Origin of the sequence: Sphaerisporangium flaviroseum, assembly GCF_039537005.1 — a bacterium.
Taxonomy (GTDB): Bacteria; Actinomycetota; Actinomycetes; order Streptosporangiales; family Streptosporangiaceae; genus Sphaerisporangium; species Sphaerisporangium flaviroseum.
In genome coordinates this window covers 1,037,315-1,063,936 of record NZ_BAAAZR010000001.1, presented here as the reverse complement: position 1 = coordinate 1,063,936, position 26,622 = coordinate 1,037,315, and the positions used below count along the sequence as shown (strand labels likewise).

At 70.3% G+C, this 26,622-nt stretch carries 27 protein-coding genes; 10 read left to right on the top strand and 17 right to left on the bottom strand.

Translation table 11 applies throughout. The features are described from left to right. Positions 1 to 17 precede the first annotated feature (17 nt). Positions 18 to 449, top strand: a complete 432-nt coding sequence (locus ABD810_RS05030) for a VOC family protein (protein WP_344934766.1) — start codon at positions 18 to 20, stop codon at positions 447 to 449. Positions 450 to 623: 174 nt separating this feature from the next. Here the strand turns inward: ABD810_RS05030 and ABD810_RS05025 are convergent, their stop codons facing one another. The 3 genes from ABD810_RS05025 to ABD810_RS05015 all read right to left on the bottom strand — a co-directional run bounded on the left by ABD810_RS05025 (position 624) and on the right by ABD810_RS05015 (position 5,474). Then, positions 624 to 1,787, bottom strand: a complete 1,164-nt coding sequence (locus tag ABD810_RS05025; protein ID WP_344934763.1) for an FAD-dependent monooxygenase — start codon at positions 1,785 to 1,787, stop codon at positions 624 to 626. Positions 1,788 to 1,839: 52 nt separating this feature from the next. Beyond that, positions 1,840 to 4,917 (bottom strand): AfsR/SARP family transcriptional regulator, encoded by a 3,078-nt coding sequence (locus ABD810_RS05020; protein WP_344934760.1) that lies wholly within the window; start codon positions 4,915 to 4,917, stop codon positions 1,840 to 1,842. A gap of 164 nt (positions 4,918 to 5,081) precedes the next feature. Next, positions 5,082 to 5,474, bottom strand: a complete 393-nt coding sequence (locus ABD810_RS05015; RefSeq protein ID WP_344934758.1) for a hypothetical protein — start codon at positions 5,472 to 5,474, stop codon at positions 5,082 to 5,084. Positions 5,475 to 5,595: 121 nt separating this feature from the next. Between ABD810_RS05015 and ABD810_RS05010 the strand changes: the two genes are divergently transcribed. Together ABD810_RS05010 and ABD810_RS05005 are read left to right on the top strand one after the other, a co-directional pair. After that, a complete protein-coding gene (locus ABD810_RS05010) occupies positions 5,596 to 6,270 on the top strand; it encodes a response regulator transcription factor (protein ID WP_344934756.1) in 675 nt (224 codons plus the stop codon). Continuing rightward, on the top strand, positions 6,270 to 7,580 hold the full coding sequence (locus tag ABD810_RS05005; RefSeq protein WP_344935419.1) for a sensor histidine kinase: 1,311 nt from the start codon (positions 6,270 to 6,272) through the stop codon (positions 7,578 to 7,580). The genes ABD810_RS05010 and ABD810_RS05005 overlap by 1 nt, the downstream gene beginning before the upstream one ends. 17 nt (positions 7,581 to 7,597) lie before the next feature. Here ABD810_RS05005 and ABD810_RS05000 read toward each other — a convergent pair whose 3' ends face one another. The 8 genes from ABD810_RS05000 to ABD810_RS04965 form a co-directional block, all read right to left on the bottom strand. Further along, positions 7,598 to 8,116 (bottom strand): ester cyclase, encoded by a 519-nt coding sequence (locus ABD810_RS05000; protein ID WP_344934753.1) that lies wholly within the window; start codon positions 8,114 to 8,116, stop codon positions 7,598 to 7,600. Further along, positions 8,104 to 8,247, bottom strand: a complete 144-nt coding sequence (locus ABD810_RS04995; protein WP_344934750.1) for a hypothetical protein — start codon at positions 8,245 to 8,247, stop codon at positions 8,104 to 8,106. The genes ABD810_RS05000 and ABD810_RS04995 overlap by 13 nt, the downstream gene beginning before the upstream one ends. A 160-nt stretch (positions 8,248 to 8,407) precedes the next feature. Next, the gene (locus tag ABD810_RS04990) at positions 8,408 to 8,776 is read right to left on the bottom strand and encodes a hypothetical protein (protein WP_344934747.1); all 369 of its coding nucleotides are present in this window, start codon (positions 8,774 to 8,776) and stop codon (positions 8,408 to 8,410) included. Positions 8,777 to 8,954: 178 nt separating this feature from the next. Then, on the bottom strand, positions 8,955 to 9,998 hold the full coding sequence (locus ABD810_RS04985) for a P1 family peptidase (protein WP_344934745.1): 1,044 nt from the start codon (positions 9,996 to 9,998) through the stop codon (positions 8,955 to 8,957). Then, positions 9,995 to 10,162 (bottom strand): hypothetical protein, encoded by a 168-nt coding sequence (locus ABD810_RS04980; RefSeq protein WP_344934743.1) that lies wholly within the window; start codon positions 10,160 to 10,162, stop codon positions 9,995 to 9,997. The genes ABD810_RS04985 and ABD810_RS04980 overlap by 4 nt, the downstream gene beginning before the upstream one ends. A gap of 12 nt (positions 10,163 to 10,174) precedes the next feature. After that, positions 10,175 to 10,951 (bottom strand): lytic transglycosylase domain-containing protein, encoded by a 777-nt coding sequence (locus ABD810_RS04975; protein ID WP_344934740.1) that lies wholly within the window; start codon positions 10,949 to 10,951, stop codon positions 10,175 to 10,177. A gap of 349 nt (positions 10,952 to 11,300) precedes the next feature. Then, entirely contained in the window at positions 11,301 to 13,535 is a 2,235-nt protein-coding gene (gene katG, locus ABD810_RS04970; RefSeq protein ID WP_344934738.1) for a catalase/peroxidase HPI, read from the bottom strand. 33 nt (positions 13,536 to 13,568) lie between these two features. Further along, on the bottom strand, positions 13,569 to 14,006 hold the full coding sequence (locus ABD810_RS04965; RefSeq protein WP_344934736.1) for a Fur family transcriptional regulator: 438 nt from the start codon (positions 14,004 to 14,006) through the stop codon (positions 13,569 to 13,571). 299 nt (positions 14,007 to 14,305) lie between these two features. Here ABD810_RS04965 and ABD810_RS04960 point away from each other — a divergent pair, with 299 nt between their 5' ends. Further along, positions 14,306 to 15,049 (top strand): SAM-dependent methyltransferase, encoded by a 744-nt coding sequence (locus ABD810_RS04960; RefSeq protein WP_344934734.1) that lies wholly within the window; start codon positions 14,306 to 14,308, stop codon positions 15,047 to 15,049. 162 nt (positions 15,050 to 15,211) lie between these two features. After that, positions 15,212 to 16,627 carry an alpha/beta hydrolase domain-containing protein gene (locus tag ABD810_RS04955; RefSeq protein WP_344934732.1) on the top strand — a complete coding sequence of 472 codons (1,416 nt, stop codon included), beginning with the start codon at positions 15,212 to 15,214 and terminating at the stop codon, positions 16,625 to 16,627. A gap of 10 nt (positions 16,628 to 16,637) precedes the next feature. On the opposite strand, the gene ABD810_RS04950 is transcribed toward ABD810_RS04955, so the two are convergent. Next, positions 16,638 to 17,000, bottom strand: coding sequence for a DUF2203 domain-containing protein (locus ABD810_RS04950; protein ID WP_344934730.1), 363 nt, complete (start codon positions 16,998 to 17,000; stop codon positions 16,638 to 16,640). Between the two features lie 74 nt (positions 17,001 to 17,074). Continuing rightward, complete coding sequence (locus ABD810_RS04945) at positions 17,075 to 18,418, bottom strand: M23 family metallopeptidase (RefSeq protein ID WP_344934728.1); 1,344 nt, start codon at positions 18,416 to 18,418, stop codon at positions 17,075 to 17,077. A 271-nt stretch (positions 18,419 to 18,689) separates the two neighbouring features. Between ABD810_RS04945 and ABD810_RS04940 the strand changes: the two genes are divergently transcribed. Then, entirely contained in the window at positions 18,690 to 19,511 is an 822-nt protein-coding gene (locus ABD810_RS04940) for a helix-turn-helix domain-containing protein (protein ID WP_344934726.1), read from the top strand. Positions 19,512 to 19,650: 139 nt separating this feature from the next. Here ABD810_RS04940 and ABD810_RS04935 read toward each other — a convergent pair whose 3' ends face one another. Further along, the gene (locus ABD810_RS04935; RefSeq protein WP_344934723.1) at positions 19,651 to 20,049 is read right to left on the bottom strand and encodes a hypothetical protein; all 399 of its coding nucleotides are present in this window, start codon (positions 20,047 to 20,049) and stop codon (positions 19,651 to 19,653) included. Positions 20,050 to 20,153: 104 nt separating this feature from the next. Here ABD810_RS04935 and ABD810_RS04930 point away from each other — a divergent pair, with 104 nt between their 5' ends. From ABD810_RS04930 to ABD810_RS04920, 3 genes are all read left to right on the top strand, one after another. Next, positions 20,154 to 20,963 carry a sensor histidine kinase gene (locus ABD810_RS04930; protein WP_344934721.1) on the top strand — a complete coding sequence of 270 codons (810 nt, stop codon included), beginning with the start codon at positions 20,154 to 20,156 and terminating at the stop codon, positions 20,961 to 20,963. After that, the gene (locus ABD810_RS04925) at positions 20,960 to 21,625 is read left to right on the top strand and encodes a response regulator (protein ID WP_344934718.1); all 666 of its coding nucleotides are present in this window, start codon (positions 20,960 to 20,962) and stop codon (positions 21,623 to 21,625) included. Before ABD810_RS04930 ends, ABD810_RS04925 begins: the two co-directional genes overlap by 4 nt. Positions 21,626 to 21,747: 122 nt before the next feature. Continuing rightward, positions 21,748 to 22,569, top strand: a complete 822-nt coding sequence (locus ABD810_RS04920; protein ID WP_344934716.1) for an MOSC domain-containing protein — start codon at positions 21,748 to 21,750, stop codon at positions 22,567 to 22,569. 131 nt (positions 22,570 to 22,700) lie between these two features. Here ABD810_RS04920 and ABD810_RS04915 read toward each other — a convergent pair whose 3' ends face one another. From ABD810_RS04915 to ABD810_RS04905, 3 genes are all read right to left on the bottom strand, one after another. Beyond that, positions 22,701 to 24,326 carry an alpha/beta hydrolase gene (locus ABD810_RS04915; protein WP_344934713.1) on the bottom strand — a complete coding sequence of 542 codons (1,626 nt, stop codon included), beginning with the start codon at positions 24,324 to 24,326 and terminating at the stop codon, positions 22,701 to 22,703. 677 nt (positions 24,327 to 25,003) lie between these two features. After that, positions 25,004 to 25,381 carry a GntR family transcriptional regulator gene (locus tag ABD810_RS04910; RefSeq protein WP_344934710.1) on the bottom strand — a complete coding sequence of 126 codons (378 nt, stop codon included), beginning with the start codon at positions 25,379 to 25,381 and terminating at the stop codon, positions 25,004 to 25,006. Continuing rightward, positions 25,378 to 26,193 (bottom strand): hypothetical protein, encoded by an 816-nt coding sequence (locus ABD810_RS04905; RefSeq protein ID WP_344934708.1) that lies wholly within the window; start codon positions 26,191 to 26,193, stop codon positions 25,378 to 25,380. The genes ABD810_RS04910 and ABD810_RS04905 overlap by 4 nt, the downstream gene beginning before the upstream one ends. Positions 26,194 to 26,335: 142 nt before the next feature. Between ABD810_RS04905 and ABD810_RS04900 the strand changes: the two genes are divergently transcribed. Further along, on the top strand, positions 26,336 to 26,518 hold the full coding sequence (locus ABD810_RS04900; protein WP_344934705.1) for a hypothetical protein: 183 nt from the start codon (positions 26,336 to 26,338) through the stop codon (positions 26,516 to 26,518). The last annotated feature ends 104 nt before the right edge of the window (positions 26,519 to 26,622 follow it).

The following is a 26,622-nucleotide window of genomic DNA, read 5'->3' as shown; positions in this document are numbered from 1 at the left end:
ACGGGCAGGAGTGCCAGATGACCACGCTCGACTCGCCGATCCCCCGGTTCCACCTCGCCGTGCCCGTCGACGACCTGGAGGCGGCCGGCCGGTTCTACGGCGAGGTCCTGGGTTGCGTGCGAGGACGCAGCGCGGAGACCTGGATCGACTGGAACCTGCGCGGCCACCAGTTCGTCACGCACCTGGCACCCGGCCGCGTGCGGCAGGTACGCAACGCGGTCGACGGCCACGAGGTGCCGGTGCCGCACTTCGGCCTGATCCTCACGATCCCCCAGTTCCACGAACTGGCCGATCGCCTCCGCGCGGCGGGCACCACCTTCGTCATCGAGCCCTACCTGCGCTTCGAGGGACTGCCCGGCGAGCAGTGGACGATGTTCCTGCACGACCCGGCGGGCAACGCCCTGGAGTTCAAGGCGTTCGCCGACGACTCGCAGGTCTTCGCGGTCTGAGACGCTCAAGGCGGGTAGGGGTCCGGAGGCCCTGGTCAGCTACGGCCCGGAGGTGTGCGGCCGATCTTCGGCGACGAGCCTGACGATTTGCCCTATGGCTGACCCGCCTCCGACCGGCTTCCGGCCTGTCTGCCCCGGGACGACCCGTGACGAACGACGCGCGGCGGCGAGGGGTCAGTGGCGCACCAGGGACGGGTAGTCCTTGAGCGTGATGTTGGTCGCGAACACGTCGGTCATCTTCAGCATCATCTTCAGCATGAGCCGGTGCTTGAACATCGCGTTGCGCATCCGGATCCTGCGTGGCGTGCCGGGCGCCATGAAGGGGCCGGCGTTGCCGTTCCGGGCGATCTTGGCGTAGCCGCGGAACTCCTCCTCATAGCGCTGGAAGGCGACACGATGGTCACCGCCGGCCGCCGCGAGCTCTCCGGCCAGGACGTACGCGCCCACCATCGCCAGGCCGGTGCCGAAACCGCCCAGGGTGTTGCCGTAGGCGGCGTCGCCGAGCAGCACGGTGCGGCCCTTGGAGTAGTGCTCGACCCGGACCTGGCTGATCGAGTCGAGGTAGAAGTCGTGCGCGTGCCGCACCATCTCGATGACGGTGGAGGTCCGCCATCCCATCCCGGCGTAGGCGTCGATGACGATCCGCTTCATCTCCTCGGTGTCGTAGCGGTCGAAGTCGAGCTGCGGCGAGGCGAAGACGAAGAAGGCCGCGGCCCCCGGGCCTCCGGTGGCGACCATCCTGCCCGGCTCGTTGTACATCTTCGCGACGCTCCCGAGGCTCCCCAGCCCTTCGGCGAGGGCGTAGTAGTGCCCGAGGAAGCGGACATGGTCGGATTCGGGGCCGAAGGCCAGGCGACGGACGTTGGAGTGGATCCCGTCCGCGCCCACCACCAGGTCGAAGGTGCGGGGGGCGCCGTGCTCGAACGTGACGTGCGCGCCACCCGAGGTCTCGGTGATCGAGGTGATGGAGTCGCCGAAGACGTACTGGCACCCGGCGGCGGCGCTCTTCTCGTACAGCAGCCTGGCCAGGTCGCCGCGCGTGATCTCCAGCTCCCCTCCGGTGAACTCACCGGGAAGCACCGCCAGCCTGCGGTCGTCCGCGTCGACGATCTCCTGGTCGGTCCCCCCGGTCTGCAGCCGGCGTACGTCGTCAAGAATGCCCATGCGCTCCAGCACGGTGAGATGCGTCGCGCCCTTGAAGTCGACGGCCTGCCCGCCGGGACGCGGGCCCGGAGCCCTCTCGACCACGGTCACGGTGTGGCCGTAGCGGTTGAGCCAGTAGGCGAGGGCGGGGCCGCCGATGCCGGCGCCGGAGATCAGCACGTTGGTGTTCTTCATGACCACGAGCCTCCCCGGGAGCCCTGACAGGCCGTGGACAGCCGGCTGACAGTCAGCAGAGGGCTGTCAGCGCCTGTTCCCTGTTCAGCGCGGCGCCCCCGGCGAAAGCCGCGGCGAAGGCCTCGGCGCCGATGAGCTCGGCGCTGCCCGCGGCGACCCGCGCGACGTCACGGTCACCGGTCACGGCCGTGCCGCGCAACGCCACCCCCACACCGAGCAGGAACGCGGCCCGCTCCGCCGTGCCTTCGAGCAGGGCCAGCCCGGCGCACCCCTCGGCGACGTCGGCGAGATCCGTCGCCACCGCCGGCGACGTACGCGCCAGGGCGAGCGCCTCGCCGTGGTGGCGCCTGGCTTCGGCCAGGTCGCCCTCGACCACGGCCAGCCGGCCCAGCGCGGTGAGCACGAGCGGCTTGATGCCCTCTGTGGTGAAAGCGCCGGGGCTGAGGGCGTCCAGCGCCGCGGTGTAGCGGGCACGCGCCTCGGCGTGATCGCCGGACAGGCGGGCGAGCTCGCCTGATCCCAGCTCGACCAGCGACGACCGATACGACGTGCTCGTCCTGCGTGCCAGCCCGGCGGCGCGGGACAGGTCGGCGCGGGCCGCGGGGAAGTCGCCCTCGCGCAGCAGTCCGCCGGCCCTGCGGCAGAGCACGTCCACCATCTCGTCCAGGGCACCGAGTTGCTCGTGCAGTTCCAGCCCCTGCTCCCACAGCCCTCTGGCCCGCGCCCACTCGCCCCGCCAGCTGGAGATCAGCGCCAGCCACTCGCAGCCCTGCGCCATCCCCCAGCGCTCGCCCAAGGAACGAAAGCCCGCCAGCGTCGACTCCAGCAGCCGCTCCGCGTCGGACACCCTGCCGTCGAGCAGGCTCACGAGTGACTCCCCCAGCATGCTCACGGCCCGGCTCCACGGGTCGGAGCCGAGCAGCCGCCCTCGCCTGAGGATGGTCTCCGGATCGGACGGTCCGGCTACCATCCCCCACAGGGCGGTGGTGAACGGATACCGCAGCTCCCGATCGAGCGACCGCATGATCTCCTCGGCCCGTGCCCACTGCTCCGGGCGGACGTGCGGCACGGCCTGCACCACGCACAGGACGTACTCCTCCTCCAGCCCCAGGGGTGGCTCGGCGCCAAACCGTTCGAGCAGCCGGATCGCCGACGAGGTCGCCTGGCCGCGCCGCCCGCTGAGCCACCAGTACGCCGCGAGGGCCGCGATCAGCCGCAGGCCCGTCTCGGGATCGTTCTGTACGGCGTGGCGCGTGGCGGCCTGGAGGTTGCCATGGTCGGCGGAGAGCCGGGCCAGCCATTCGAGCTGCTCGGCCCGGCGCAGCCACGGGTCGGCGCGCTCGGCCAGGTCCAGGAAGTAGGCGGCGTGCGCGTCGCGCGCCCGCTCCTGCTCCCCCGCCTCGGCCAGCCGCTCCGCGCAGAACAGGCGGATCGTGTCCAGCATCCGGTAGCGGCCGCCGTTCGCCTCGATGAGCGACTTGTCCACCAGATCGGCGAGCACCTCCCCGGTTCCGCAGATCCGTTCGACCGCCTCCAGGGACGAGCTCCCCGACAGGACCGAGAACCGCCTGGCCAGTGTCTGCTCCTCGGGGCTGAGCAGGCTCCAGCTCCAGTCCACCACCGCGCGCAGGGTCTGGTGTCGCGCCGCCGCGGTACGGTCGCCGCGTGACAGCAGCGTGAACCGGCCGTGCTCGTCCAGGCGCGCGGCGATCTCCTGCGCCGTGAACGTCCTCAGCCGTGCCGCCGCCAGTTCGATGGCCAGCGGCAGACCGTCCAGGGCCACGCAGATCTCGGCCCACTCGGGCCGCGTCGTGAGGCCGGGGCGCACGGCGGCGGCCCGGTCCGCGAACAGCCGCACCGCGGGATAGGCGAGCGCGTCGTCGTGATCGGTGCCCGGGGGCGGCACGGCCAGCGGCGACAGCGGGACGAGCATCTCGCCGGTGAGCCCGAGCGGCTCGCGGCTGGTGGTCAGGATGGCCAGCCGCGGACAGGCGCCGAGCAACCGGCGGGCGAGCGCCGCGGCGGGGGCGATCAGGTGCTCGCAGTTGTCCAGGATGAGCAGGAGTCGCCGGCCTGCCAGGGCCGCCACGAGCCGATCGAGGGGATCGGGCCGGTCGAGCACCGGCGACTGCAGCCCCGCTTCGCGCAGGCCGAGCGCGCCCAGCACCGCCAGGGGGATCTGGCCCCCGTCGTCGAGCGGGGACAGGTCGACGAAACAGGAGTCGTCTCCCCGGCGGCGGGCCGCCTCGATCGCCAGCCGGGTCTTGCCCGTGCCTCCTGGGCCGGTCAGCGTGACCAGCCGGGCGTCCCGCAGTTGGCTGATCCGGTCCAGTTCGGCCTCGCGTCCCACGAAGCTGGTGAGCTGCGCGGGCAGCCGGTGCCGCGCCGCCTGCCGCCGCGTCTCCGCACCACGCAGGATCGCCAGGTGGAGAGCCGCCAGCTCGGGCGAGGGATCGGCGCCCAGCTCGTCCGCCAGCAGCCGCCTGGTCTCCTCGAAGACGGTCAGCGCGGCGGCCTGCTGCCCGGAGGCGTGCAGCGCCCGCATGAGCTGGCCCCGCAGCCGCTCGCGCAGCGGGTTGGCGGCCACCAGCCGCCCCAGTTCGGCGATGGAGGTGCCCTCGGGGAGCGCGAGTTCCGCCTCCACGAGGTCTTCACGCGCCGCCAGCCGTACCTCTTCCAGATGGGCCGCGTGCGGCGGCGCGAAGGGCGCGTCGGCCACGTCGGCCAGCGCGGGCCCGCGCCAGAGCGCCAACGCGTCCTTGAGCGCGCTCGCGGCGCACTCGTGGTGGCCCACAGCCAGGAGCTTGCGTCCCTCGCGGGCGAGCCGCTCGAATCGGAACGCGTCCACGTCCTCGGGGTCGGCCGCGAGCCGGTATCCGCCGCCGTGGAACTCGATCAGGTCGGCGGGCAGGTTGCGGCGGAGCCGGGACACCTGGGCCTGGATCGCGTTGGCCGCACCGGCCGGGGGACGGTCGCCGTACTGCCCGTCGATCAGCCGGTCGAGGCCGACCAGCCGGCCGGCGTCGAGCAGGAGCAACGCCAGGAGCGCACGCGGCCGGGGCCCGCCGACGGAAACAGGTTCCCCCTCCTCCGTCCGCACCTCCAGCGGGCCCAGAATACCGAACTGCACGAGACCGATTGTGGCCTATACGGGGTGGAAGGCGTAGCGCACGCGGTCGACGCGACGGCCCCCTGGCGTTCGCGTCGCGCGGAGCCGCGCCTCGAGATGGCCAGGCGCGGCTCCGCTCAGGGCTGACCGGTGACCGCCGAGGACTGTCCGGTGACCGCTCGGAGCTACTCGGTGACGCAGTCCGTGCCGGCCTCGAAGGAGCCTACGGCGCGGGTGAGCGTGCCCTCCTGCCCTTCGGCGGACGTGTGGAACTGCGCGCCTTCCGGTACGGGAAGCGCCTCGGCCGCCTCGCCGACGTAGACCTTGCCGTCCTTCATCGCCACCACGATCTTTTCGGCGGGCGTGACCGAGGCGACCTCCTTGCCGTTGTGGAAGACCTTTCCGCCCTCCACCTTGACCTCCTCTCGCACCGTGCCGGGGCTCGGGCAGTCCGCCACCGTGAGGGTGGACGCACCGGCCTCCGGGACGGGCTCGCCGCTCGCGCCGGTGGCCGCCGTGGTGGAAGCGGCCAGCCCGAGGGCGAGGACGCCGGTGAGGATCACACGGGAATACTTCATGAGACAGCTCCTTCTCTCTCGATCGCCCGCTCAGATTCCCGTGCCGTACCTGAAACGGAGCTGAAGGCGGCAGAAATGATCTTCAGGTTCCCTTTAGGTGCGTTGATCCAGGCTGTACGGCATGCGGGTACTGCTGGTGGAAGATGAGGAGCGGCTGGCCGAGCTGCTGAGGAGCGGGCTGGGCGAGGAGGGCTTCGCTGTGGACGTGGCCCACAACGGGCGCGAGGGTCTGTGGATGGCCACCGAGAACCGGTACGACGCCATCGTGCTCGATGTGATGCTGCCCATGCTCAACGGGTACACCGTCTGCCGCCGGCTCCGCGACGCCGGCAACTGGACGCCGATCATGATGCTCACCGCCAAGGACGGCGAATACGACGAGGCCGAGGCCCTGGACACCGGCGCCGACGATTTCCTGTCCAAACCGTTCTCGTACGTCGTGCTGCTGGCCCGGCTCCGGGCGCTCGTACGGCGCGGCGGGCGCGAGCGGCCGGTGACGCTGAGCGCGGGCGACCTCGTGGTCGACCCGGCCGGGCTGCGCTGCCGCCGTGGAGAGGCCGAGATCGCGCTCACGCCCAAGGAGTTCGCCGTGCTGCACGCGCTCGTACGGCGGCCGGGCGAGGTGGTCTCCAAGGCCGAGTTGCTCGAACAGGCCTGGGACTTCGCCTACGACGGCGACCCGAGCATCGTGGAGGTCTACATCAGCGCCCTGCGCCGCAAGATCGACGCACCGTTCGGCCGGTCGACGCTGGTGACCGTACGGGGAGCCGGGTACCGGCTGGACGGCGGGTCGTGATGCGCTGGTCGGTACGGCTGCGGGCGACGGTCGTCGCGACCGTGACGGTGGCGCTGGCGCTCGCGGTGGCGGCGACCGTACTCGTGGGGACGCTGTGGAGCAGCCTGGAGGCGAGCGCCGGCCAGGACGCGACCCGGCGGGCCGACGCGGCCGCGCAGACCCTCACCATCAGCGGAGCGTCCGGCTCGCAGACGTTCACCATGAACGCAGGTTCGCAGTCCAAGACGCTCACCATGCACACAGGACCCGGCTCGGGGACGACCACCGTCCAGGGTTCGACCGAGACCATCCCGGCCGACCCCGACGTGGTCATGGAGCAACCCGAGCAGAGCTGGAGCATGGGGTACGCCACGGCCGAGCGCGTGGTGACCACCTCCGAAGGCCAGGTCGCCGTCCACGCGCGGACCTCGCTCGAACCCGCGCGCGTCGCTCTGGACGCGCTCCGTAAGCTGCTGTTCGTGGGCATCCCGGTGCTGCTGCTCCTGGTCACCGGGATGACCTGGCTGCTGGTGGGACGGGCGCTGGCCCCCGTTTCTGCGATCAGGACGAAGTTCGCGGACATCACCGCCAGTGACCTCCACCAGCGGGTGCCCGTGCCGGCGACGGGGGACGAGGTCGCCCGGCTGGCGCGGACCATGAACGTGACCCTCGACCGGCTGGAGCGAGCCGTCGAGCGGCACCGGCGGTTCGTCGCCGACGCGGCGCACGAGCTGCGCAGCCCCATCGCCACCCTGCGTACACGGCTGGAACTCGGGCGGCGCGAGGCCCCCGGGCTGGCGCGTGAGTCACTGACCGACGTCGAACGGATCCAGCGGCTCGCCGCCGACCTGCTCCTGCTGGCCCGGCTCGACGCCGGCGAGCCGCTGCGCACCGAGGAGGTGGACCTTGGACAGGTGGCGACCGAGGAGGCGCTGCGGACTCGGCGCGGCGACGTCAAGATAGCTCTGGACATCGCCACGGACGTGGTGGTGCCCGGCTCCCGGCCCCACCTCGGCCGCATGGTCGCCAACCTGGTCGACAACGCCGTACGGCACGCCGAGTCCGCGGTGACCGTACGAGTGACCGCGCCCGCCACCGTGGAGGTGGCCGACGACGGCCCCGGCATTCCCGCCGAGTACCGCGAGTCGGTGTTCGACCGGTTCACCCGGCTCGACGAGGCACGGGCCCGGGACGCCGGCGGCTCCGGCCTCGGCCTGGCGATCGCCAGGGACATCGCGCACGCGCACGGCGGCACGCTGGTCGTGGCCGAACCGGCCGGTGCCGGACAAGGCGCCCGCCTCCGAGCCGACCTGCGCCATGACCGTGAGTAGCCACTCCCCGGGACGGGTCATGGAAGGGTGCAGGGGATGCCGAGCTGGGTGAGCATCTCCAACTGGTCGTAGTACACGCGCTGGCTGGTGATCAGCCCGTCGTGCATGGTGCGGACATCGCAGCCGCGGACGGCGATGCGCCGGCCGGTAGGCTCCGCCATATCCCCGCCGGGCAGCAGGAACGGCCCCGTATGGATGCCGGTGAACGTCCACTCGATCACCACGATGTCCGCGAGTACGGCCTTGCTGTGGGGCGTCACCGCGATCTCCGGGAATCCCTCCAGGTAGAGCGCCAGGTAGGACGCGATCTCCTCGCGCCCCTCGGCGACGCCGCCCGGACAGACGTAACAGGCACGGGGATGGAAGAGGTTCGTCGCGGCTTCCACGTCATGCGCGTTGAACGCGGCCGTCAAGCTGTCGGTGACCTCCTGCTCGTCGGGCACCACCAAGCCCTCCGGATCGATACCGCACCGGCATGCGCCCGTGGCACCGATCCCCGGGTCGGGAACGAATTGGGCGTCGGTCAGATCCGCCATGCGGGTTCCTGCCTCCCGATGACGAGATCGACGGGGCCCCGGGCAGGTGAACGCCCGATCGTGTCCAGGTCCATCAGCGTGGCGCGTACCAGCAGCGTGTCCGGAAGAAGCGACGCTCGCCTGATTGCCAAAGCGACTCCTCCTCCTTTGCTAAAAGCCCAGTTCAGGACACTATGAAGGTAGTCAGTAGACGAGCATCGATACAACGAACCATCCACATACAGACCAAAACGAGGCCGCACTATTACCGGCGGCATAACAGCCCTTATGTCAGGCACTGCCGGCGATCTTCTATGGCCCGGATCGCGGGTCCAAGGGATCTCTTACGGCCCGGGTGTCACCACGGCCCCGGGTCGTCAGCCCGGCCACGACGGCGAGCATGACCGGCAGGGCGAACAGGGCCAGGAAGGGGCCCACGACGACGGCCCTGGCGCCCCCGTCGTAGCCGGAAGGCAGCCAGGCGAGCACCTCCCCGACGACCAGGGCGAGAAGCCAGCCGTGGAAGGCCGTTCGGCCAGGGCGGGGCACCCGCGCGAGGCGACCGGCGAGCGCGCCGAGCGGCAACGCCAGGAGAAGGTAGACCGGCATCAAGGGAAGGCTGAGCCAAGCCAGCTCGGGGACGCGGGTGGCCGACCCGAGAAGGACGAGGACTCCCGCCATCGCCCCCAGCCCCGCGAACGCTCCCCTGACGACCCTTGACCGATACAACGACCGACATGCCGCGAGAGCAGCCATGAGCCACACGATAGGCCCGGAGGGTGCCCTCGTCGAAGCCCGGCGACGAGGACCGTAACCGGCGTGCCACCACTGGAGGGATCCGACCGGCTCGGTGCCCCCTCTACTTTCCGTCCCCCGTGAAGGACCCGCTCCGGCCCAGAAGCTCGATGAGGCCGGGAATCGGTATCGCGTGCAGAACGCGCCCACCCGTGCCCCTCATGGTGGTCGCGGTGAACAGCGAGTTCAGCACGGCCTCCTCAACGGCGTCGAGCGCCGCCTCGAACAGCGGGCTCAACGCCTGGTCACGGGGTGGCCTACCGTCCGGGCGAACGGAGAAGGCGATGCCGTAGTCCCCGCTTCCATGGCTGTAGGAGGCGCCGACCCGCCCCAGCCCGAAGACCGTACGCCGCGCGAGGCGGGTGAGCTGCCGTGCGTCGAGGGGCGCGTCGGTCGCGGCGACGATCATGCATGATCCCGCGTCCTGGACCGCCGACTCGCCCATCCCGAAGTGCGCAGGTGTGACCGTGGTGCCGAGAACTCGCAGCGTGCCGCCGAAATTGGCCTGCACCAGAACGCCCAGGGTGACCGGCTCGCCCGCCAGGTCGAGGGTGCGGGAAGCCGTGCCGATACCCGCTTTGAAGCCCAGCGCACCGGTACCCGTACCCGCCCCGACGCATCCCTCCGCCACCGGTCCTCGCGCCGCGTCCTCGATGGCTTCCAGTACCTCTGCCTCGCCGACGGGGCGCACCCGGATGTCGGACAGGTAGCCGTCGTTGCACTCCCCCACCACGGGGTTGAAGGACCGCACGTCCACGCAGTCGGGTCGTGCCAGCATCCAGCTCACCAACGCGTCCGCCGCGCGGAAGGCCGAAAGCGTCGAGGTCAGCACGATGGGCGACTCGATCTGCCCGAGCTCGGCCACCTGGGTGGCGCCTACCAGCTTGCCGTGGCCGTTACCGGTGAACAGACCCGCGGGCAGCGGCGCGTGAGGGCCGACGCCGTCGGGAACGATCGCGGTCACGCCGGTACGGATGCCGGGCTCGCGGACGATGGTGCGGTGTCCCACACGCACGCCGGGCACGTCCGTGATGGCGTCGTGTTCTCCCGGCTCTCGATCGCCGATCGTGATCCCCAGGTCACGCGCCCGCTCGCCCAGTCCCGTCATACTCCACCCGCCGTCGCCGACTTCAGCCTGCACCTCACCGCGTCGGCGCCGGCCGAGGCGGCCCTCCTCATCGCCGCGCTGCTCGTCGCCGCCTTCCTGAGCTCCCTGATCATCGTGATCTTGTCCGCGTCCCGCAAGAGCCATCGCGCGCCGACCTCGTCCACGAGGATCGATCGTCATCGGCCAGGGCCGGTGAGGCGGCGGTCGCCTTGGGTGGTGATGACGTACACCTGCCAGTTGTAGTAACCGTAGTAGTTCCTGATGTCCCGCTTCATCTGGCGCGCGTGCAGCAGCACCGCGTCGACGTACGCCTGCGAGTGGTTGTAGGCGTACAGCGCCCGCCGGTAGTCGCGCGGCGCTCCCGACGCGTGGAGGTAGTTCGCCGCGGCGAGCAGGGCGTCCTCTGTGTCATGGACGTCACCGCCCATCCCGTAAGCCTTCCACGTCCCCGGCATGAACTGCATCGGCCCAAGGGCGCCCGTGTGGCTCGGTGACCGCACGCGGCCGAACTTGGTCTCGACGAACATCACCGCGGCCAGCACCTCCCACTCGACGCCGAACCGCCGCTCGACCCGCCGGAAGTGGCCGAGCAGGACATCCGCGGGCAGGGGAGGCCGGACCCGGAATTTCGCGGCTCCGCTGATGGGCCGGGCAAGGGAGAGCAGATTGCGGACGGCCGTCACATTGTCTTCCGCCTGCCGGGCCAGGGCCTTGGGCAGCCTGGCGTAGGTGCGGGAAGCGACCTTCGGGTCGCGGGCCAGGTACCGGTAGACGCGCTGCTGGTGCAGGGCCAGCAGGACCACCGGCTCGGAGGCGCGCCCCTTGGCGGAGTCCCCGGTGCGCACCCAGTCATCGATGGCGCGTCGCAGCTGTGCGGTCGTGCCCGTCAGGGCCTCCGCCAGCCGTGAGGGGTCCTTGGGGATCGCCGCGTCCGGGGCGGGTGGAGCGGGCACCTCACGTGCGGCTTCCTTCGCCGGTGGCGTCGCCGACCGCGCTGGATCCGGCCGTGTCGCGGTCTGCCGGGAAGCAGCCGTCGAAGCGGCGCCCTGCGAGCCGGCGCATCCGGAGATCGAAACCGCCAGGCCGACGAGCGAGGCGACCAGCAACCTCCCGCGGAACCGGCCGCGAGGCCGCGACCATACGATCTTTGCGTCCTGATCCTTCACCGTTCCCAACGTACGCGCAGCGGGGACCTCTCAGGCCGATTTCCCCAGTGACGTGGCAGGAAGGTCATCGGCTCGATGGGTCCCAGGCACGCCGGGACGTCCGGGCCGGCCCGTGCGGGCCGACCCGGACATCAGATCACACCAGGTCGAACCGGTCGAGGTTCATCACCTTGTCCCACGCCGCGACGAAGTCGGTCACGAACTTCCGCTTCGCGTCATCGCTCGCGTAGACCTCCGCGAGCGCGCGCAGCTCGGAGTTCGCCCCGAACACGAGGTCGGCGCGGCTGCCGGTCCACTTGACCTCGCCCGTGGCGGCGTCGCGCCCCTCGAAGGTGTTCGTGTCCCCGGACGTCGCCTTCCACGTCGTGCCCATGTCGAGCAGGTTGACGAAGAAGTCGTTGGTCAGGGTGCCGGGGGTCGTGGTGAGCACGCCGACCGGCGACTGCTGGTAGGTCGCGCCCAGGACGCGCAGGCCACCGACGAGGACCGTCATCTCGGGGGCGCTCAGGGTCAGCAGGTTCGCCCGGTCGAGCAGCAGGTACTCGGCCGGCAGCCGGTTGCCCTTCCCGTAGTAGTTGCGGAACCCGTCGGCGGTCGGCTCCATCGCGGCGAACGACTCCACGTCGGTCTGCTCCTGCGACGCGTCCGCGCGGCCCGGCGTGAAGGGGACCTGGACGTCGAAGCCGGCGTCCTTGGCGGCCCGCTCGACGGCCGCGGCGCCGGCGAGCACGATCAGGTCGGCGAGCGAGATCTGCTTGCCGCCGGTCTGGGCGGCGTTGAAGTCCTGCTGGATCCCTTCCAGCGTGCCCAGCACCGTCGCCAGCCGGTCGGAATCGTTGACCTCCCACCCGATCTGCGGCTGGAGGCGGATGCGCGCGCCGTTGGCGCCGCCGCGCTTGTCGCTGCCGCGGAAGGACGAGGCCGACGCCCACGCGGTGGACACCAGCTGGGACACCGACAGGCCCGAGGCGAGGACCTTGTCCTTGAGGGAGGCGATGTCCCCGGCGTCGACGAGCTCGTGCGTCACCGCGGGGAGCGGGTCCTGCCACAGCAGCGTCTCGGCCGGGACCTCCGGGCCGAGGTAGCGCGCGATCGGGCCCATGTCGCGGTGGGTCAGCTTGAACCACGCCCGGGCGAAGGCGTCCGACAACTCGTCGGGGTGCTCGAGGAAGCGTCGCGAGATCTGCTCGTAGACCGGGTCCACGCGGAGCGCGAGGTCGCTGGTCAGCATCGTCGGGGCGTGGCTCTTCGACGGGTCGTGGGCGTCGGGGACGGTACCCGCCCCGGCGCCGTCCTTCGGCTTCCACTGGTGCGCACCGGCGGGGCTCTTGCTCAGCTCCCACTCGTAGCCGAACAGGATCTCGAAGAAGCTGTTGTCCCACTTGGTCGGGGTGGGCGTCCAGGTGACCTCGAGACCGCTGGTGATCGTATCTCCGCCCTTGCCGGTGCCGAAGCTGTTCTTCCAGCCGAAGCCCTGGTCCTCGATCGGGGCGGCCTCGGGGTCGGCGCCGACGTGGTCCGCCGGGCCGGCACCGTGGGTCTTGCCGAAGGTGTGACCGCCCGCGATCAGGGCGACCGTCTCCTCGTCGTTCATCCCCATCCGGCGGAAGGTCTCACGGATGTCGCGGGCCGAGCCGAGCGGGTCCGGGTTGCCGTTCGGGCCCTCCGGGTTGACGTAGATGAGGCCCATCTGGACCGCGGCGAGGGGGGTCTCGAGCTCCCGGTCGCCGGTGTAGCGCTCGTCACCGAGCCAGGTGGACTCCGGGCCCCAGTAGACGTCCTCCTCCGACTCCCAGACGTCCGGGCGACCGCCGGCGTAGCCGAAGGTCGTGAAGCCCATCGACTCCAGGGCGACGTTGCCGGCGAGGATCATGAGGTCGGCCCACGAGATCTTCTGGCCGTACTTCTTCTTGACCGGCCACAGCAGGCGGCGGGCCTTGTCGAGGTTGCCGTTGTCCGGCCAGCTGTTGAGGGGGGCGAAGCGCTGCTGGCCGGCCCCGGCGCCGCCGCGGCCGTCGTGGATCCGGTAGGTGCCCGCGCTGTGCCACGCCATCCGGATCATGAACGGGCCGTAGTGGCCGAAGTCGGCCGGCCACCAGTCCTGCGAGGTCGTCAGCACCTCCGCGATGTCCTGCTTGACGGCCGTGAGGTCGAGGGTCTTGAAGGCCTCGGCGTAGTTGAAGTCCTCGCCGAGGGGGTTGGCCACGGCGGGGTTCTTGGCGAGGATCCTCAGGTTGAGCCGCTCGTGCCACCACTGGCGGTTTCCGCCGCCCTGGGTCGGGTGCGGGGCGCGCCCGTGCTCGACCGGGCAGCCACCACCTTCCCCTTCGGTCTTCGCGTCAACGACGATCGCATCATGGTTTTCAGACATGGGAATCCTTTTGAACTAGGCACATCACAGTGCTCAGGAACTGCGGGCGGTGGAACAGTCGAGGCACAGGCCCCAGTAAATGACCTCGGCCTCGTCGATCGAGAAGCCGTGGTCGTCGGACGCTGCCAGGCAGGGCGCCTCACCGACCGCGCAGTCGACGTCGGTGACGACACCGCACGACCGGCATACGAGGTGGTGGTGATTGTCCCCGACGCGTCCCTCGAACCGGGCCGGGCTGCCGGCCGGTTCGATGCGGCGTACGAGCCCCGCCGCGGTCAGCGCGTGGAGGGCCTCGTACACGGCCTGAAGGGAGATATGGCCTACGCGATCGCGCACCCCGGAGGCGATCGCCTCGACGTCGAGGTGGTCACCGTGCCGGACGGTCTCGAGCAGTGCGACGCGGGCGGCCGTCACCCGCAGGCCTGCCCCGCGTAACTCCTCGGCGGTGGACGGAGTCTTGGGTGCGGTCACAGCGCTAAAAATATCCTCATAAAGGCGAACTGTTCAAGATAACGACTGCCCCAAGTCTAGAGCCACATCAGGCGACGACCGCCCCACCTCGCCCGAGCGCCGGGACACCACACTCTTCACCCCGACCCGGACGCGATCCTTCAGCAACGGCCGTCACCTGGTACAGCAGAGCGTGAGACGCGGCCTGCCCTCTCAGGAAGGCGACGGCTCAGAGCCTCCCGTGACGCCAAGTGCCACGTAGAGGGCTCATACGGCCCGACGACTGGTGTGGCCTGTGGGAGATAGGACAAATTGGTTCCATGGAACGCCAGCTCATCAGCCATCTCGCCCATCGCGACCATCCCATCGCCGCACCGGTCTCCGGCGCGCACGTGACCCGGCTGCTGCGCCGGGCTCGGCTGCCCGAGGGGGCGAGGATCCTCGATCTCGGCTGCGGTGAGGCGGCCTGGACGCTGCGTGCGCTGGCGCTCTACGAGGACGCGACCGCCGACGGCGTCGACATCTCCGCCGACGCGCTCAAGGCGGCCGAGGGGCACGCGGAGATCCAGGGCGTCTGGGAGCGCCTCCGGCTTCACGAGAGGCCGGCCGCCGACTTCCCGGTGGCCGAGCGGTACGACCTGGTGATCTGCGTCGGAGCGACACACGCGTTCGGCGGACTCGGTCCCACCGTCGACCACGTACGGCGCTACCTGAGGCCGAACGGGTTGGCGCTGATCGGCGAGGCGTTCTGGGAGCGCGAGCCGACACCGGAGGCGCTCACCCGGCTCGGCGCCGAGCCGTCGGAGTACCTCGACCTTCCGGGTACCGTCGCCGCCGCCGGGTCCGCCGGTTTCGACACGGTCTACGCGTACACCAGTGACCTGTCCGAATGGGACGACTACGAGTGGTCCTGGACGGGGACGCTGCTGCGCTGGGCCAACGAGAACCCTGGCCCGGACGCCGAAACGGCCCGCGCGGCCGCCCTGGAGCACCGCGACATGTGGCTGCACGGCTACCGCGGAATCCTGGGCTTCGTCACCCTCCTGCTCCAGTGGAGAGGCTGACCCGTTCGACACGAACGGCTCATCGAATGGGGTCCTGCCACCGGCGGCAGGGCGGTGATCACGTCGGTGAACCGGTGGTTTCACCGATGCCGAACGGTCTGTCGTCGGAGACCATCCCTGGGTGCGGCCGTCCACCCGGGCGTGCCGGAAGGAGGGTGGAACATGGTCTCGCTGGTGACAATGGCCAGGGTCATGGTCGCAGGCCTGGTGGTATCCGGGCTCGCGACCGGACCGGCCGACGCCGATGCCCGACGAACACCGCGATCGGCTCCGGCACCCGTCTCAGTACCAACCGTCGAGGGACCCATTCCCGGCTCGGCCCCCGGCGACCCTTCCTCTCCGGACGTGCGGGACACCTACCCCTGGATGTCCACCAACGTGAACCTGGCCGCCCGCGGGTATGTGGAGCAGGAGTTCTACCTCTCCGGTACGGCGGACGCCTACAACGCGACCGGCGGACTGCTCGCCACGGACGTCCCTTACCGGACCCGGATCATCGTGCGCCGCCCCGCCCACCAGGCCACCTTCAACGGCACCGTGCTGGCCGAGTGGCAGAACGTGACCGCCGGGTACGATCTGGACGCGCTGTGGAGCCCCAGCCAGATCACCCGTTCCGGATACGCGTGGGTCGGCATCTCCGCGCAGAGGGTCGGGGTCGGCCAGCTCCGCGGATGGAGCCCGGCCCGCTACGGCGACCTCGACGTCACGGGAGGCGGCCGTTTCACCGCCGACGAGCTCTCCTACGACATCTTCTCCCAGGCCGCCAAGGCCATCCGGACGCGGGGCGGTACGGCTCCCCTGGACCGGTTGAAGGTGGACACGGTGTTGGCCATCGGCGCCTCGCAGTCCGCGGGCCGGATGACCGTCTACTACGACGCCGTGTTACCCCAGATCGAGAGCGTATTCGACGGGTTCGCCACCATCGTCGGACCCGCACCCACCCGTGCCGGCAGCGAGCCGGTGTTCCAGGTGTTGTCGGAGACCGACGTGCGATCACCGGTCCGTCCCGCCGACAGCGACCGGTTCCGCCGCTGGGAGGTCGCCGGCGCGGCCCACTCCGGTTGGGCCGGCCAGGAGTACCGGCGCCCGCTGCTGGTCCGCGACCTCGGCAGCGCCCCCGAATACAACTGCGACCAGCCGCCATTCAGCCGCGTGCCGTTGAGCCACGTGCTCGCCGCCGCCTACGAGCACCTGACCCGCTGGGCCGAGCACGGGGTCGCGCCCCCGACCGCTCCCCCGCTGCTGGTCAACCCCGATGGCACGAAGGTCCGCGACGAGCTGGGCCTGGCCCAGGGGGGCATCCGGCTCTCCCAGGTCGCGGCGCCCACCGCCCTCAACACCGGCGACAACTCGGGCGAGTCGTTCTGCCGCCTGTTCGGCACGCACGTGCCCTTCGACCAGACCCGGCTCAAGCAGCTCTACCGTCTCCAGGCCCTGTACGTCGCCGCCGTCGCCAAAGCGGATGCGGACAACCTCCGGAAGGGCTATCTGCTGCCCGCGGACGCGGCTCAGAACCTGAAGGACGCCACCACCGTCGACTTCGGCGGCCGCGCGTCGCCGCGGCTTGGTGAATCGTAGGGTCGATGGTTCACGGGAGGCGGCGCCGGCCTGGGAAGCCGAGGTCGGCGCGGTGGTACCAGCCGAGCTCGGTCTCGCCCTCGATCCAGCACAGCCGCACGGACACCCCATCGAGAACCGCCGGGAAGTCGACGAGCACCGGCGCGATGCCCTTGAGTTCGATCCCCTGCTCGTCGAACCAGCCGAGGATCTCGGCGACGTGCGCCTCCATGGCCTTGGCCTCGGGCAGGCCGCCGAGCGGAGACCGCACGCCGCCTCTGAGGTCGTGGCCGAGCTCGGCGAGGTCGGCGCGGATGGCGACGAGCTCGGCCACGAGCCGGCGCACTTGCGGCATGAGACTCCGCGCCTCCTCGACCGTGAATATTCTGTCCACGGTAGGACGCTATCGGCACGTACTACTCCGGCGCTGCGGTCACAGGCCGGAGTAGCACGCGATTGAAGATCATGTCAGCGGACGATGCCCTGGCTGTCTTTGCCGTCGCCGTCCCAGTCGCCGACCACGGGCAGATCGCCGGCGTCGCCGTAGGCCACCGAGTGGGTGGTCTCGGTGGCGGTGGTGACGGGGCTGGTACGCATGTAGAACACGTTGCCCATACGCACACCGACGTTGTCCTTGCCGTCACCGTCCCAGTCCCCGACGAACGGGACGGCGTTGGCGTTTCCATACCGGAAGACGTACTGGGCCTGGCCACCGGCGGGAGTGTCGCTGATGAGGAACCGGCCCGCGCCCGGATCGTAGGCGCTGACGGTGTCCTTGCCGTCACCGTCCCAGTCGCCCGCCAGCGGGAGCATGGGAGCGTCACCGTAGGCCACCGACTCGGTGGTCTCGGTGGCGGTGGTGACGGGGCTGGTACGCATGTAGAACACGTTGCCCATACGCACACCGACGTTGTCCTTGCCGTCACCGTCCCAGTCCCCGACGAACGGGACGGCGTTGGCGTTTCCATACCGGAAGACGTACTGGGCCTGGCCGCCGGCGGGAGTGTCGCTGATGAGGAACCGGCCCGCGGTCGGGTCATAGGCGCTGACGGTGTCCTTGCCGTCACCGTCCCAGTCACCCGAGATCGGCACCATCGGGCTGTTGCCGTACTGGATGACCGGCCGGGTGGCGGCGTTGGAGTTCTGGTCATCGGACAGATGGAAGTCCAGTACCCCCAGATCGGCAGAGCCGCCGCAGTTGCCGCTGGCGACGTTCCTGTTGGTCTGGTTGTTGGCGCCGCCGTAGGTGACGCCGTTGAACGTGGGCCTGACCCGCTCGGCGCCCGCGTACCCCCAGGACGCCTCCCCGTTGCCGTTCGAGTCGTAACCAAGCTCGAAGTGGAGGTGGGGATGGTTGTTGGACGTGGGCCCCGTTCGGCCGACTCTCCCGATGAGGGCACCCTGCGCGACCCTGGCGCCCACGCCGACGGCCCGGGACTGCAGGTGCAGGTACGTGGTGAAGTAGCCGCCGCCGTGATTGATCTGGATCACGTTGCCGGCGTTCTCGTGGTAGTACGACTTGTTCACCGTTCCGGAAGCGGGCGCGATCAGCGTGGCCCCCTCGGTGCCCTGCTGGTTCGGTTCCTTGACCATGTCGAGCGCCGGGGCGTGCCCCCAGGTGTCCAGCCGCCACTGCTGACCGCAGGGGAAGGGCAGTTGGATGTTGGGGGCTGCCATGGAGACCGCCGCGTGCGCCGGAAGGTTCGGCAGACCGCCGATGAGGAGGGTGAGCGCCGCCGCGGTCACCGCTCTCATCCGCGCGGGGCGCCATGTTCCTCGCTGCTGGGAGGGGGAGGAAATGAACGGACGCATGATCATGCATCTCCTGATGGTCGAGTGGTCCGTACGTTTGGTGGGGGCCGAGTCGAATTGGTGATCTTCTTCGTCTGACGGTCATCACCGTGACTGGGCATCTGTCCCACAGCAAGAGGATTGGGACAACTTAGGGACCATGGGACAAGAGACTGCTTTAACCAGCGCAATCCCAAGCGCGTTGGGACAAGGTGGGATATACCAAAGATGCTGGTGGTTCTGCTGTTAGCCTTCGGGGTGTCGAACTCGGGTCGGAACTCGAGGAGCCAAGGTGTCGGAGCCGTCTCCGGTCGAGGAACTAGCCACCTATCTACGGCACTTGAAGAACAAGACCGGCCGTAGTTACGACGCCCTCGCCAAGCGGTTCGGCGTCGGTAAATCCACCCTCCACCGCTATTGCTCCGGAGACAGCGTGCCGCCGCGCTTCACCCTCTTGGAGCAGTTCGCCAAGGAATGCCAGGCGAGCCAGGCGGAGATCATCGAACTGCACCAGCGGTGGGTACGGGCGCACACCTTCCACGAAGCGCGATTCAACACGGAACAGCCTGTCGAGCCGCCCACCGGCCGCGCGACCTCACCGCACGCGCCTCCCCCTCCCTTGCCGAAAACCCCGCCCTCGGCGAAAGGCTCGCGTGAGTATCTGCCGGTCCTGCGTAAAGGACGCACGTGGTGGACGCTGGCGGGAATGGCGGTCCTGATCCTGGGCGGAGTCCTCATCTGGCGCCCCGGCACGGAGTTCATGGCGGACGCGGAAAGCACGCATGCCTGCTCCGACCGCGGCGGGGTCGAGCACGTCGACGCCAGACAAGGCGGCGTTGTATGGACCAGGGACTTCGTGTGCGCCAACCGGCCTGACACACCGCTCTACCTCGACGTGGACAGCACGGAGAAGATCGCGATCCTGGACACCCCGAAGAGCTGGTTCGTCTGCTGGGAGCCCGGCGGCGAAGGAAGGGCCTGGTACTACACCCGGGGAGATCGCTCGGAACCAGGCAAGGAGAGCTGGGAAGGCTGGGGCTTCACCCCGGCCGACCACGTCACCGCCCCCACCCATCCCGTACCCAACATGCCGCGATGCAGCGGTAGCCGATGAGCCTGGGATTCGTTCGGACTCGCCCGGAGATGGAACCTGACCATCTCCAGGCCTCGCCGGATCCACGCCCCGCCGAACGTCGGTCCGGCCCAGGAACATGCTGGTCAGCGCCGTACGCCAAGATCCGTCGGACGTGGAGCTACAGCTTAGGTACCAAATCGGCAGGCCGGTAGAAACCCTCGGCCACCTGGCAGTAGCGGCAGGTTCCGCGCCGGCGCAGGCCGTAGGCGCAGGCGGCGGCGCCGAGTGCGGCGCCCCAGACGATCCACAGCATGCTCGGCGCGTTGGCGCCCCACGTGGCGAGATCGACGCCCATCCGGACGTTCATCAGGCCGGCGGGTATCAGGACGACCGCCACGATGGACGCGGGGATCACGGCGAGCGCCGGCGGGACTCGTTCGCCCGCCTTGAACCAGACCCAGCGTGGGTAAACCTCGCCCCACCGGTGGACGAGGCCGTGGGTGAGGACGCATCCGCAGATCGACGCGATGGCGCATCCAAGTCCCACCTCCAGCATGCCGGGCGTCTCCCGCATCATTCGCGCGAAGTCCTCGGGGATGCCGAGCGGGATTCCGAAATACCAGGCGATCCTGGTGACCTCGTACGACCCTCGCGGCGCTGGCCGGATTCGCCGTCTGGGGGATGTCGGCGGCACTCGCGGCCACGGTCGGGCTCTACCTGCGCTCGCTGGACGACCATCGCGCCCGCTCGGTACGCGCGGCGCGCCAGGCGCAACGCACGCAGCTCGCCCGCGACCTGCACGACTTCGTCGCCCACGACGTCAGCGGGATGCTCGCCCAAGCCCAGGTCGGCCGAATCCTCGCCGAACAGGACCCGCAGCAGGCGGCGGCCGCGTTCCAGCGCATCGAGCAGGCCGCGCTCCAGGCGCTGGCATCGATGGACCGGACCGTGCGGATGCTGCACGACGCGGACGATCTCGCGGCCGGGGAGGCGGCGGGCCGAACGCCGCTCCCGGCACTGGCGGACCTTCGCGAGCTGGCCGATCGGTTCTCCTTCTCCGGCACCGCAGTGGTCCACCTTGACATCGACGCGCGGCTCAAAGACCCGAATGGCGTCGTGCCTCGGGAGGTGGCCGCCACGGCGTACCGGATCGTCGTGGAGGCACTGACCAACGTGCGCCGCCACGCGGTGACGGCGAACCGGGTGGAGGTGACCGTCCGCCGCACCCGTACCGTGGGTGATCTCACCGGGCACGCCCTGGAGGTCACCGTGACGGACGACGCTCGAACCGGACTCGCGCCCGCCGGGCACGTGCTCGGCACTGCGGGCCGCGGCGGCGGTTTCGGCCTGGCCGGCCTGACCGAACGCGTCGAAGCGCTCGGCGGCAAGCTGGCCGCCGGCCCGTATGCTCCGCACGGATGGCGGGTCGCCGCCACTATGCCGCTGGCCGCCTCGTCCCACGGCGAGGGCATCCGGCCGGTGACAGCATGACCGGCAGGCCGACCCGCGTCCTGGTCGCCGACGATCAGGAGAACATCCGCAGCGCATTCCGGATCATCCTTGACGCCCAGCCGGACATGACCGTCGTCGCCGAGGCCGCCTGCGGGGCGACCGCCGTCGAACAGGCCCGCCATCTGCGCCCGGACGTGGTGCTCGCCGACATCCGAATGCCCCGCATCGACGGGCTCGAGGTGACCCGCCTGCTCGCCGGGCCACAGGTGGCCGACCCGATCCGTGTCGTGGTCGTCACCACCTTCGACCTCGACGACTACGTCTACACCGCACTGCGCAACGGCGCCTGCGGCTTCCTGCTGAAACGCTCCAGCCCCACCCTCCTCGCCGAAGCCGTCCGCGCCGCCATGTCGGGTGACACCCTTATCAGCCCGCAGATCACCGTACGGCTCCTGCGCGATCTCACCGCGCCACCGCCGCCCACGTCCGGCCGCGTCGGCTCCACGCGACTCACCGATCGCGAACTTCAGATCACCCGCCTGGTCGCCCAGGGGCACACCAACGCCGAGATCGCCACCGCCCTGTTCATCTCGCCCGGTACGGTCAAGAACCACATCGCCGGCATCCAGCGCAAGCTCGGGGCCCGGAACCGCGTCGGCATCGCCGCCTGGGCCTGGGACACCGGCAACGCCACCCCCTGATCGCGCTCACCCGCTACCGGCCGCGCACGCCGTACGGTCCATCCGAAAGTCGAACGGCAACCGGGCAGGGGTCTACCCAGGTGTGAAAGCGCTCTCTCGGACGTGGAGCGTAGGGTGTCGGCGTGGAGCTAGCTGAGATCCGGAAATATCCGGTTAAGTCGGTTTCAGGGTTGGTGGTGGATTCGACGGTCGTGGAGCCTTGGGGGCCGGTGGGGGACCGCCGCTGGGCCGTCGTGGACGAGCGGGGAGAAGGTCACTGGCTCGGGGAGAATCCCCGGCTGCTGTCCGTCGTCGCCAGTGTCACGGACGAGGACGGACTGCTGCTCGACGCGCCGGGACTGCCCCAGCTGAAGGTCCCCCCGGCCACCGGAGAAAACGTTCCTGTCGATTTCCCGGAACTGGACTCCGCGATACTCGCGCACCCCGAAGCCCACAGCTGGTTCACCCGCCTGCTCGGCAAACCCGCCCGCCTGGTCTGGCTCGACGACCCCAACCGCCGCGCCGTCCCGCCCTCTCACGGCGGCCTGCCCGGCGAGGTCGTCAGCCTCGCCGGGGACGCCCCCATCCTGCTCACCTCCCGCTCCTCACTGCGCCGCCTGGACGACTGGATCCTCGAAGGCGCCATGGAACGCCAGGACGACCCGCCCGCCCCCCTGGACATGGCCAGATTCCGCCCCAACCTCGTGATCGACGGCGCACCTCCGTACGCCGAGGACGACTGGCGCGAGATCCGCATCGGCCCGCTCGCCTTCCGCGTCTCGGAACGCTGCGACCGCTGTGCCGTCACCACCTACGATCCGGTCACCTTCCAGAAGGGCAAGGAACCCCTGCGCACCCTCGCCCGCCACCGCCGCTGGGACGGCAAGACCTGGTTCGGCATCCGCCTGGTCCCCCGAGGCCGAGGCGAACTACGACTCGGCGACCCGGTCACCGTCCTGGCCTGAACCGGCTGGACGTCGCAGAGCGTCCGAGACGAAGCCCTTGCCTTGGGGTTTGGGGCGGGAGCCCCGATGAAGCCGTCCGAGCGGAGCGAGGGCCATTGGGCAGCACTGCACTCGGCGGACGGGCAACGGCCCTACAGCGGCCCCACAGAAGGTATGTACGGCGAGGGCGTGGCGCGGGCGAGGGCGTCGGCCGGTGACGGGGCGGGGCAGAAGCGGTCTCGCCCGGGCAGCGCACCGGTGGCCAGGAAGGAGTGCATCACCTCGTCGGCGCAGCTGCCCAGCCCGGTGACGCCGTGGCCGCCCTGGTCGACCGTGATCATGGCGGCCCGCCGGCCGAGCGCGGCACGCAGGCCGCGTGCGCTCACCAGAGACGTGGACGGGTCACGGGTGTTCTGCAGGATCAGCACGTTGCGCGGTCCGTGACCGGTGACGGTGACCGGCGGCTCCACGGGCCGGGTCGGCCACGCCGCGCACGGAAAGACGTTCGACGGCATGCCGGCCGTCAACGGCCACGCCCGCCGGTCGGCCGCGACCTGCCGGGCGTACGCCGCCACGCTGCGTGGCCAGGCGACGTCATCGCAGAACACCGCGTAGAGCGCGGCGATGCGATTGTCCGCTGGTATCCGCACCGCCCCGGCGCCATCGACCAAGCCCAGCCGGTCCAGTCGCGCCAGGATGTCGGCGTCCGTGGCGGTGTCCATGGGAGATCCTGAGACGGCGGCCGCGAGCTCCTGCCAGAACTCGGCCAGGAGCGGAAAGAAGCCGTCGAAGTAGAGCAACGATCGGGTGATCTCGCGCAGGGCGTTGCCGTCGAGCACAGGGCCGCCGGGGTTCGGCACGGGCTGCCGGTCGAGGGCCGCGGTCAGCCGGTCGTACGTGCGCCTGACCTCGTCCGGCGTCGTGCCGAGGTGGTAGACGGCGTCCCGCTCGGCCGCGAAGCCGAGGAAGTCGGGCAGGCGCACCGCGACCGCCTGGTTCCAGGTGCGCAGGAAGTCCCGCCACACCAGGCCCGGATCGACGGCGCTGTCCAGCACGATCCGGTCGCTGCGCCCCGGGAACAGAGAGATGTAGACGGCTCCCAGGTAGGTGCCGTAGGAGAGGCCGAAGTAGGACAGTTTCGGCTCACCGAGCGCGGCTCGGATGCGGTCCATGTCCCGTGCCGTGTTGGCCGTGGTGATGAACGGAAGCAGATCGCCGGAATGTTCGGCGCATGCGGCCGCGGTGTCTCGTGCGAAGGCGATGTTGCGCTCGATGCCGCCATCGGGCGCCGGGTAGGGCAGCAGCAGCGTGAACTGCCTCATGAGATCGAGGCCACAGGTGATAGGGGTGCTGTGGCCGATCCCGCGCGGATCGAAGCCGATCAGGTCGTAGCGATCCAGGACCTGGCGTGGCAGTACGACCGCCAGCCGGCTGGGCAGGTCCAGGCCGCTGTCGCCCGGGCCGCCCGGGTTGGACAGCAGGATCCCGCGACGCGACCCGGGTCGCGCCGTGCCGATCCGGGAGATCGCGATCTCGATGCTCCGCCCGCGCGGGGCGCGGTAGTCCAGCGGCACCCGTAAAGTCCCGCACTGCTGGCGTGGATCGCGCGGGATACCGGATTCCACCGGCGGGCACTCGCCCCAGACCGGAGCCGCTCTCCCTGCTTCGGCCACCTCCGACTCCGGCGTGCCGATCCGGGCCCCGGCCGGCGTGGCCGCGCCTGCCGCCACGGTGGCCACCGTCGCCGCGGCGACGAACACTGTCAGACACGATCGCATACTTAATCGCATCGATACCCCTTTCCGAAAGGAACAGATGCTTTCTCGACGACTATGAATCGGCACTGCCGGGTACGCGAGACCCTTCGTTTAATCACACAGAAACGGGGGCCGTAGTTCACGGTGGGAGTCGAGCAGGCGGACGCCGCCCATGACGCCCTTCGTCCAACGATCCGGAGCCCCGCATTGATGGGAGCCCCGCCTTAATGAGAGTCGGCCGGGAAACGACGATCCCATGGAATTCCCGCTCGCCTGGCGGCCGGTGGAGATGACGCCCGCTGGTCGCCACCGTCACCCGTGATTTGACCGACCTCAGCAGGTCAGGGGGCTTGATTGACAGTGGAACGGTCAGCGGCGTCAGCGGGCCGACGCGGGCGGAGTTGCCGCCATCCACCGTTCCGGCCCTGAACTCTTATAGCTACGGCGAGCCGCCACCCGGGTGGATCGATCGGTCCAGACGCCCGCGCCTTTCACGCGCCGGTTCCCTTTCCGGCAACCGGAATGGGCGGCCGTCATCCGGCTACTGTTGCTCCGCATGACCCACACCGAGATCGAGATCACGGCGGAGTTGGTGCGGGATTTCTGGAGCAGCCGATGCAGCGGCTCGGACGCCGCCTGATCGGCCGCTACGCCGGCGTCGCGCGCCCGGCGACGTGACCCCCGCGGCCGGGTCGCGGTCATGACGAGGCCGGTGCTGCCCCGCGGGACGTCAGAGCCGCCTGCACGATGCGGATCGCCTCGGCCGTGTCGATGCCGACGCTGGCGACCACGGCCGCGTAGTCGGCGGCGGCCCGGCGGGCCCGCTCCAGGCCCTGCTCGCCGGCGGCCGACACGAACGAGCCCGCCCGCCCGCGCGTCTCGATCAACCCCGCCTCCTCCAGCTCCCGGTAGGCCCGGCCGACCGTGTTGACGGCCAGGCCGAGGTCGGCCGCGAAGCGGCGGATGGTCGGCAGCCGGGCGCCCACGGCCAGCGTGCGGTCCTGGATCTGCCGGGCGAGCTGGGCCCGCAGCTGCTCGAACGGCGGCACCGGCGAGGCCACGTCGATGACGATCATCGGACGCTCATGGCCCGCCGGGCCACCGTCGCGCTCGACGGCGTCCTGGCATGGAGCACGACCAACGCGACCAGGCTCAGGAGCAGATAGACGACCGCAGCGGCGCTCCACCAGCCGGGCGCGGTGCCGAACAGCAGCACCATGGGCAGCGACCACTGCACGTTCGGGGTGGTGAGCTCGCGGGCGTCCTCGACGCGCATGATGACGTCGGCGGTCAGCGACTCCTCGTCCTCCGCCACGACCGGGCGCCTGAGCAGGTGGCGCAGCTGCACGGCGAGAATGGCCGTCACCCCGAGCAGGCCGATCAGCAGGACGACGGCCAGCTGCCGGACGGTGGGGTCGGGAACGGCCAGGGCGCTCCCGGTCAGCACCATCGCGCCGGCGAACGTGGCGACCGCGAAGACGGCGTACGGCCGGCCGAGCACGGTCCGCCAGCCGGGCTGTATCAGGTGGGCGGCCCTGCGGGACAGCGTCGCGCCCACCCACTGGTCGACGCGTCGCACCCACCGGTCCAGCAGCGACTGCGCCAGCAGCAGCCCGGCCACCATCGCGGTCAGGGTCAGCAGCGGCAGCGGGCGATACGGCTGGGAGCCGCCGAAGGCGAAAGTGGCGGCGAGCGCGCTCGCGAGGATCAGCACGGCCGAGATGACCGCAGTGGCGATGCGGGCGCGTTGCCGGACCGCCAACCGGCTGGCCAGCAGTTGGGTCGGGCGCGCGCCGGCCAGGTCGTGCCGGGCCAGCCACTCGCCCGCCAGCCGCAGATCGGCCGCACGCGCCGGCGGGCCGGCGTCTGGTAATGGTCCGCGGGCCATAGCGCCTCCTTTGTCGCAAGCTTTGTAGCAACATGATGGGTCATGCCTTGCGACAAAGTCAACGCCCCATGGGCATTCCCGCCCACAGCAGCAGCCAAGAGATTTCGCTGTCCCAAACAGGCCGGCGTCTACGCTCGGGGCCATGGACTTCGACAACGAGGCCTTGGCCGACAACGAGGAGCCCCTCGACGAGCTGCGGCTTCCCCGGCACCTCGCCGCGCTGGTCGGCGCGCCGCTACAAGGGCCGGCAGACCTTGCTGTCCATCGTGACCGCTATCCCACCTCTCCTCACCAGGAAGAGCCGGGTGGGGCGATCACCGCGTGATCCTCTGCGATACAGGCCCCCTTGTCGCAGCGTTCAACAGGGCCGACAAGGATCAATACGGTTCCTCGCACAAAACTGGAGCAGGCTGGTAGTGCCGTCGCTCG

Bases quoted from the DNA above. Each gene is read 5' to 3' on its own strand.
- ABD810_RS05030 (WP_344934766.1), top strand. From the start codon at position 18: ATGACCACGCTCGACTCGCCGATCCCCCGGTTCCACCTCGCCGTGCCC.
- ABD810_RS05025 (WP_344934763.1), bottom strand. From the start codon at position 1,787: ATGAAGAACACCAACGTGCTGATCTCCGGCGCCGGCATCGGCGGCCCC.
- ABD810_RS05015 (WP_344934758.1), bottom strand. From the start codon at position 5,474: ATGAAGTATTCCCGTGTGATCCTCACCGGCGTCCTCGCCCTCGGGCTG.
- ABD810_RS05010 (WP_344934756.1), top strand. From the start codon at position 5,596: ATGCGGGTACTGCTGGTGGAAGATGAGGAGCGGCTGGCCGAGCTGCTG.
- ABD810_RS05005 (WP_344935419.1), top strand. From the start codon at position 6,270: ATGCGCTGGTCGGTACGGCTGCGGGCGACGGTCGTCGCGACCGTGACG.
- ABD810_RS05000 (WP_344934753.1), bottom strand. From the start codon at position 8,116: ATGGCGGATCTGACCGACGCCCAATTCGTTCCCGACCCGGGGATCGGT.
- ABD810_RS04990 (WP_344934747.1), bottom strand. From the start codon at position 8,776: ATGGCGGGAGTCCTCGTCCTTCTCGGGTCGGCCACCCGCGTCCCCGAG.
- ABD810_RS04985 (WP_344934745.1), bottom strand. From the start codon at position 9,998: ATGACGGGACTGGGCGAGCGGGCGCGTGACCTGGGGATCACGATCGGC.
- katG (WP_344934738.1), bottom strand. From the start codon at position 13,535: ATGTCTGAAAACCATGATGCGATCGTCGTTGACGCGAAGACCGAAGGG.
- ABD810_RS04960 (WP_344934734.1), top strand. From the start codon at position 14,306: ATGGAACGCCAGCTCATCAGCCATCTCGCCCATCGCGACCATCCCATC.
- ABD810_RS04955 (WP_344934732.1), top strand. From the start codon at position 15,212: ATGGTCTCGCTGGTGACAATGGCCAGGGTCATGGTCGCAGGCCTGGTG.
- ABD810_RS04945 (WP_344934728.1), bottom strand. From the start codon at position 18,418: ATGCGTCCGTTCATTTCCTCCCCCTCCCAGCAGCGAGGAACATGGCGC.
- ABD810_RS04935 (WP_344934723.1), bottom strand. From the start codon at position 20,049: ATGATGCGGGAGACGCCCGGCATGCTGGAGGTGGGACTTGGATGCGCC.
- ABD810_RS04930 (WP_344934721.1), top strand. From the start codon at position 20,154: ATGTCGGCGGCACTCGCGGCCACGGTCGGGCTCTACCTGCGCTCGCTG.
- ABD810_RS04925 (WP_344934718.1), top strand. From the start codon at position 20,960: ATGACCGGCAGGCCGACCCGCGTCCTGGTCGCCGACGATCAGGAGAAC.
- ABD810_RS04915 (WP_344934713.1), bottom strand. From the start codon at position 24,326: ATGCGATCGTGTCTGACAGTGTTCGTCGCCGCGGCGACGGTGGCCACC.
- ABD810_RS04910 (WP_344934710.1), bottom strand. From the start codon at position 25,381: ATGATCGTCATCGACGTGGCCTCGCCGGTGCCGCCGTTCGAGCAGCTG.
- ABD810_RS04905 (WP_344934708.1), bottom strand. From the start codon at position 26,193: ATGGCCCGCGGACCATTACCAGACGCCGGCCCGCCGGCGCGTGCGGCC.
- ABD810_RS04900 (WP_344934705.1), top strand. From the start codon at position 26,336: ATGGACTTCGACAACGAGGCCTTGGCCGACAACGAGGAGCCCCTCGAC.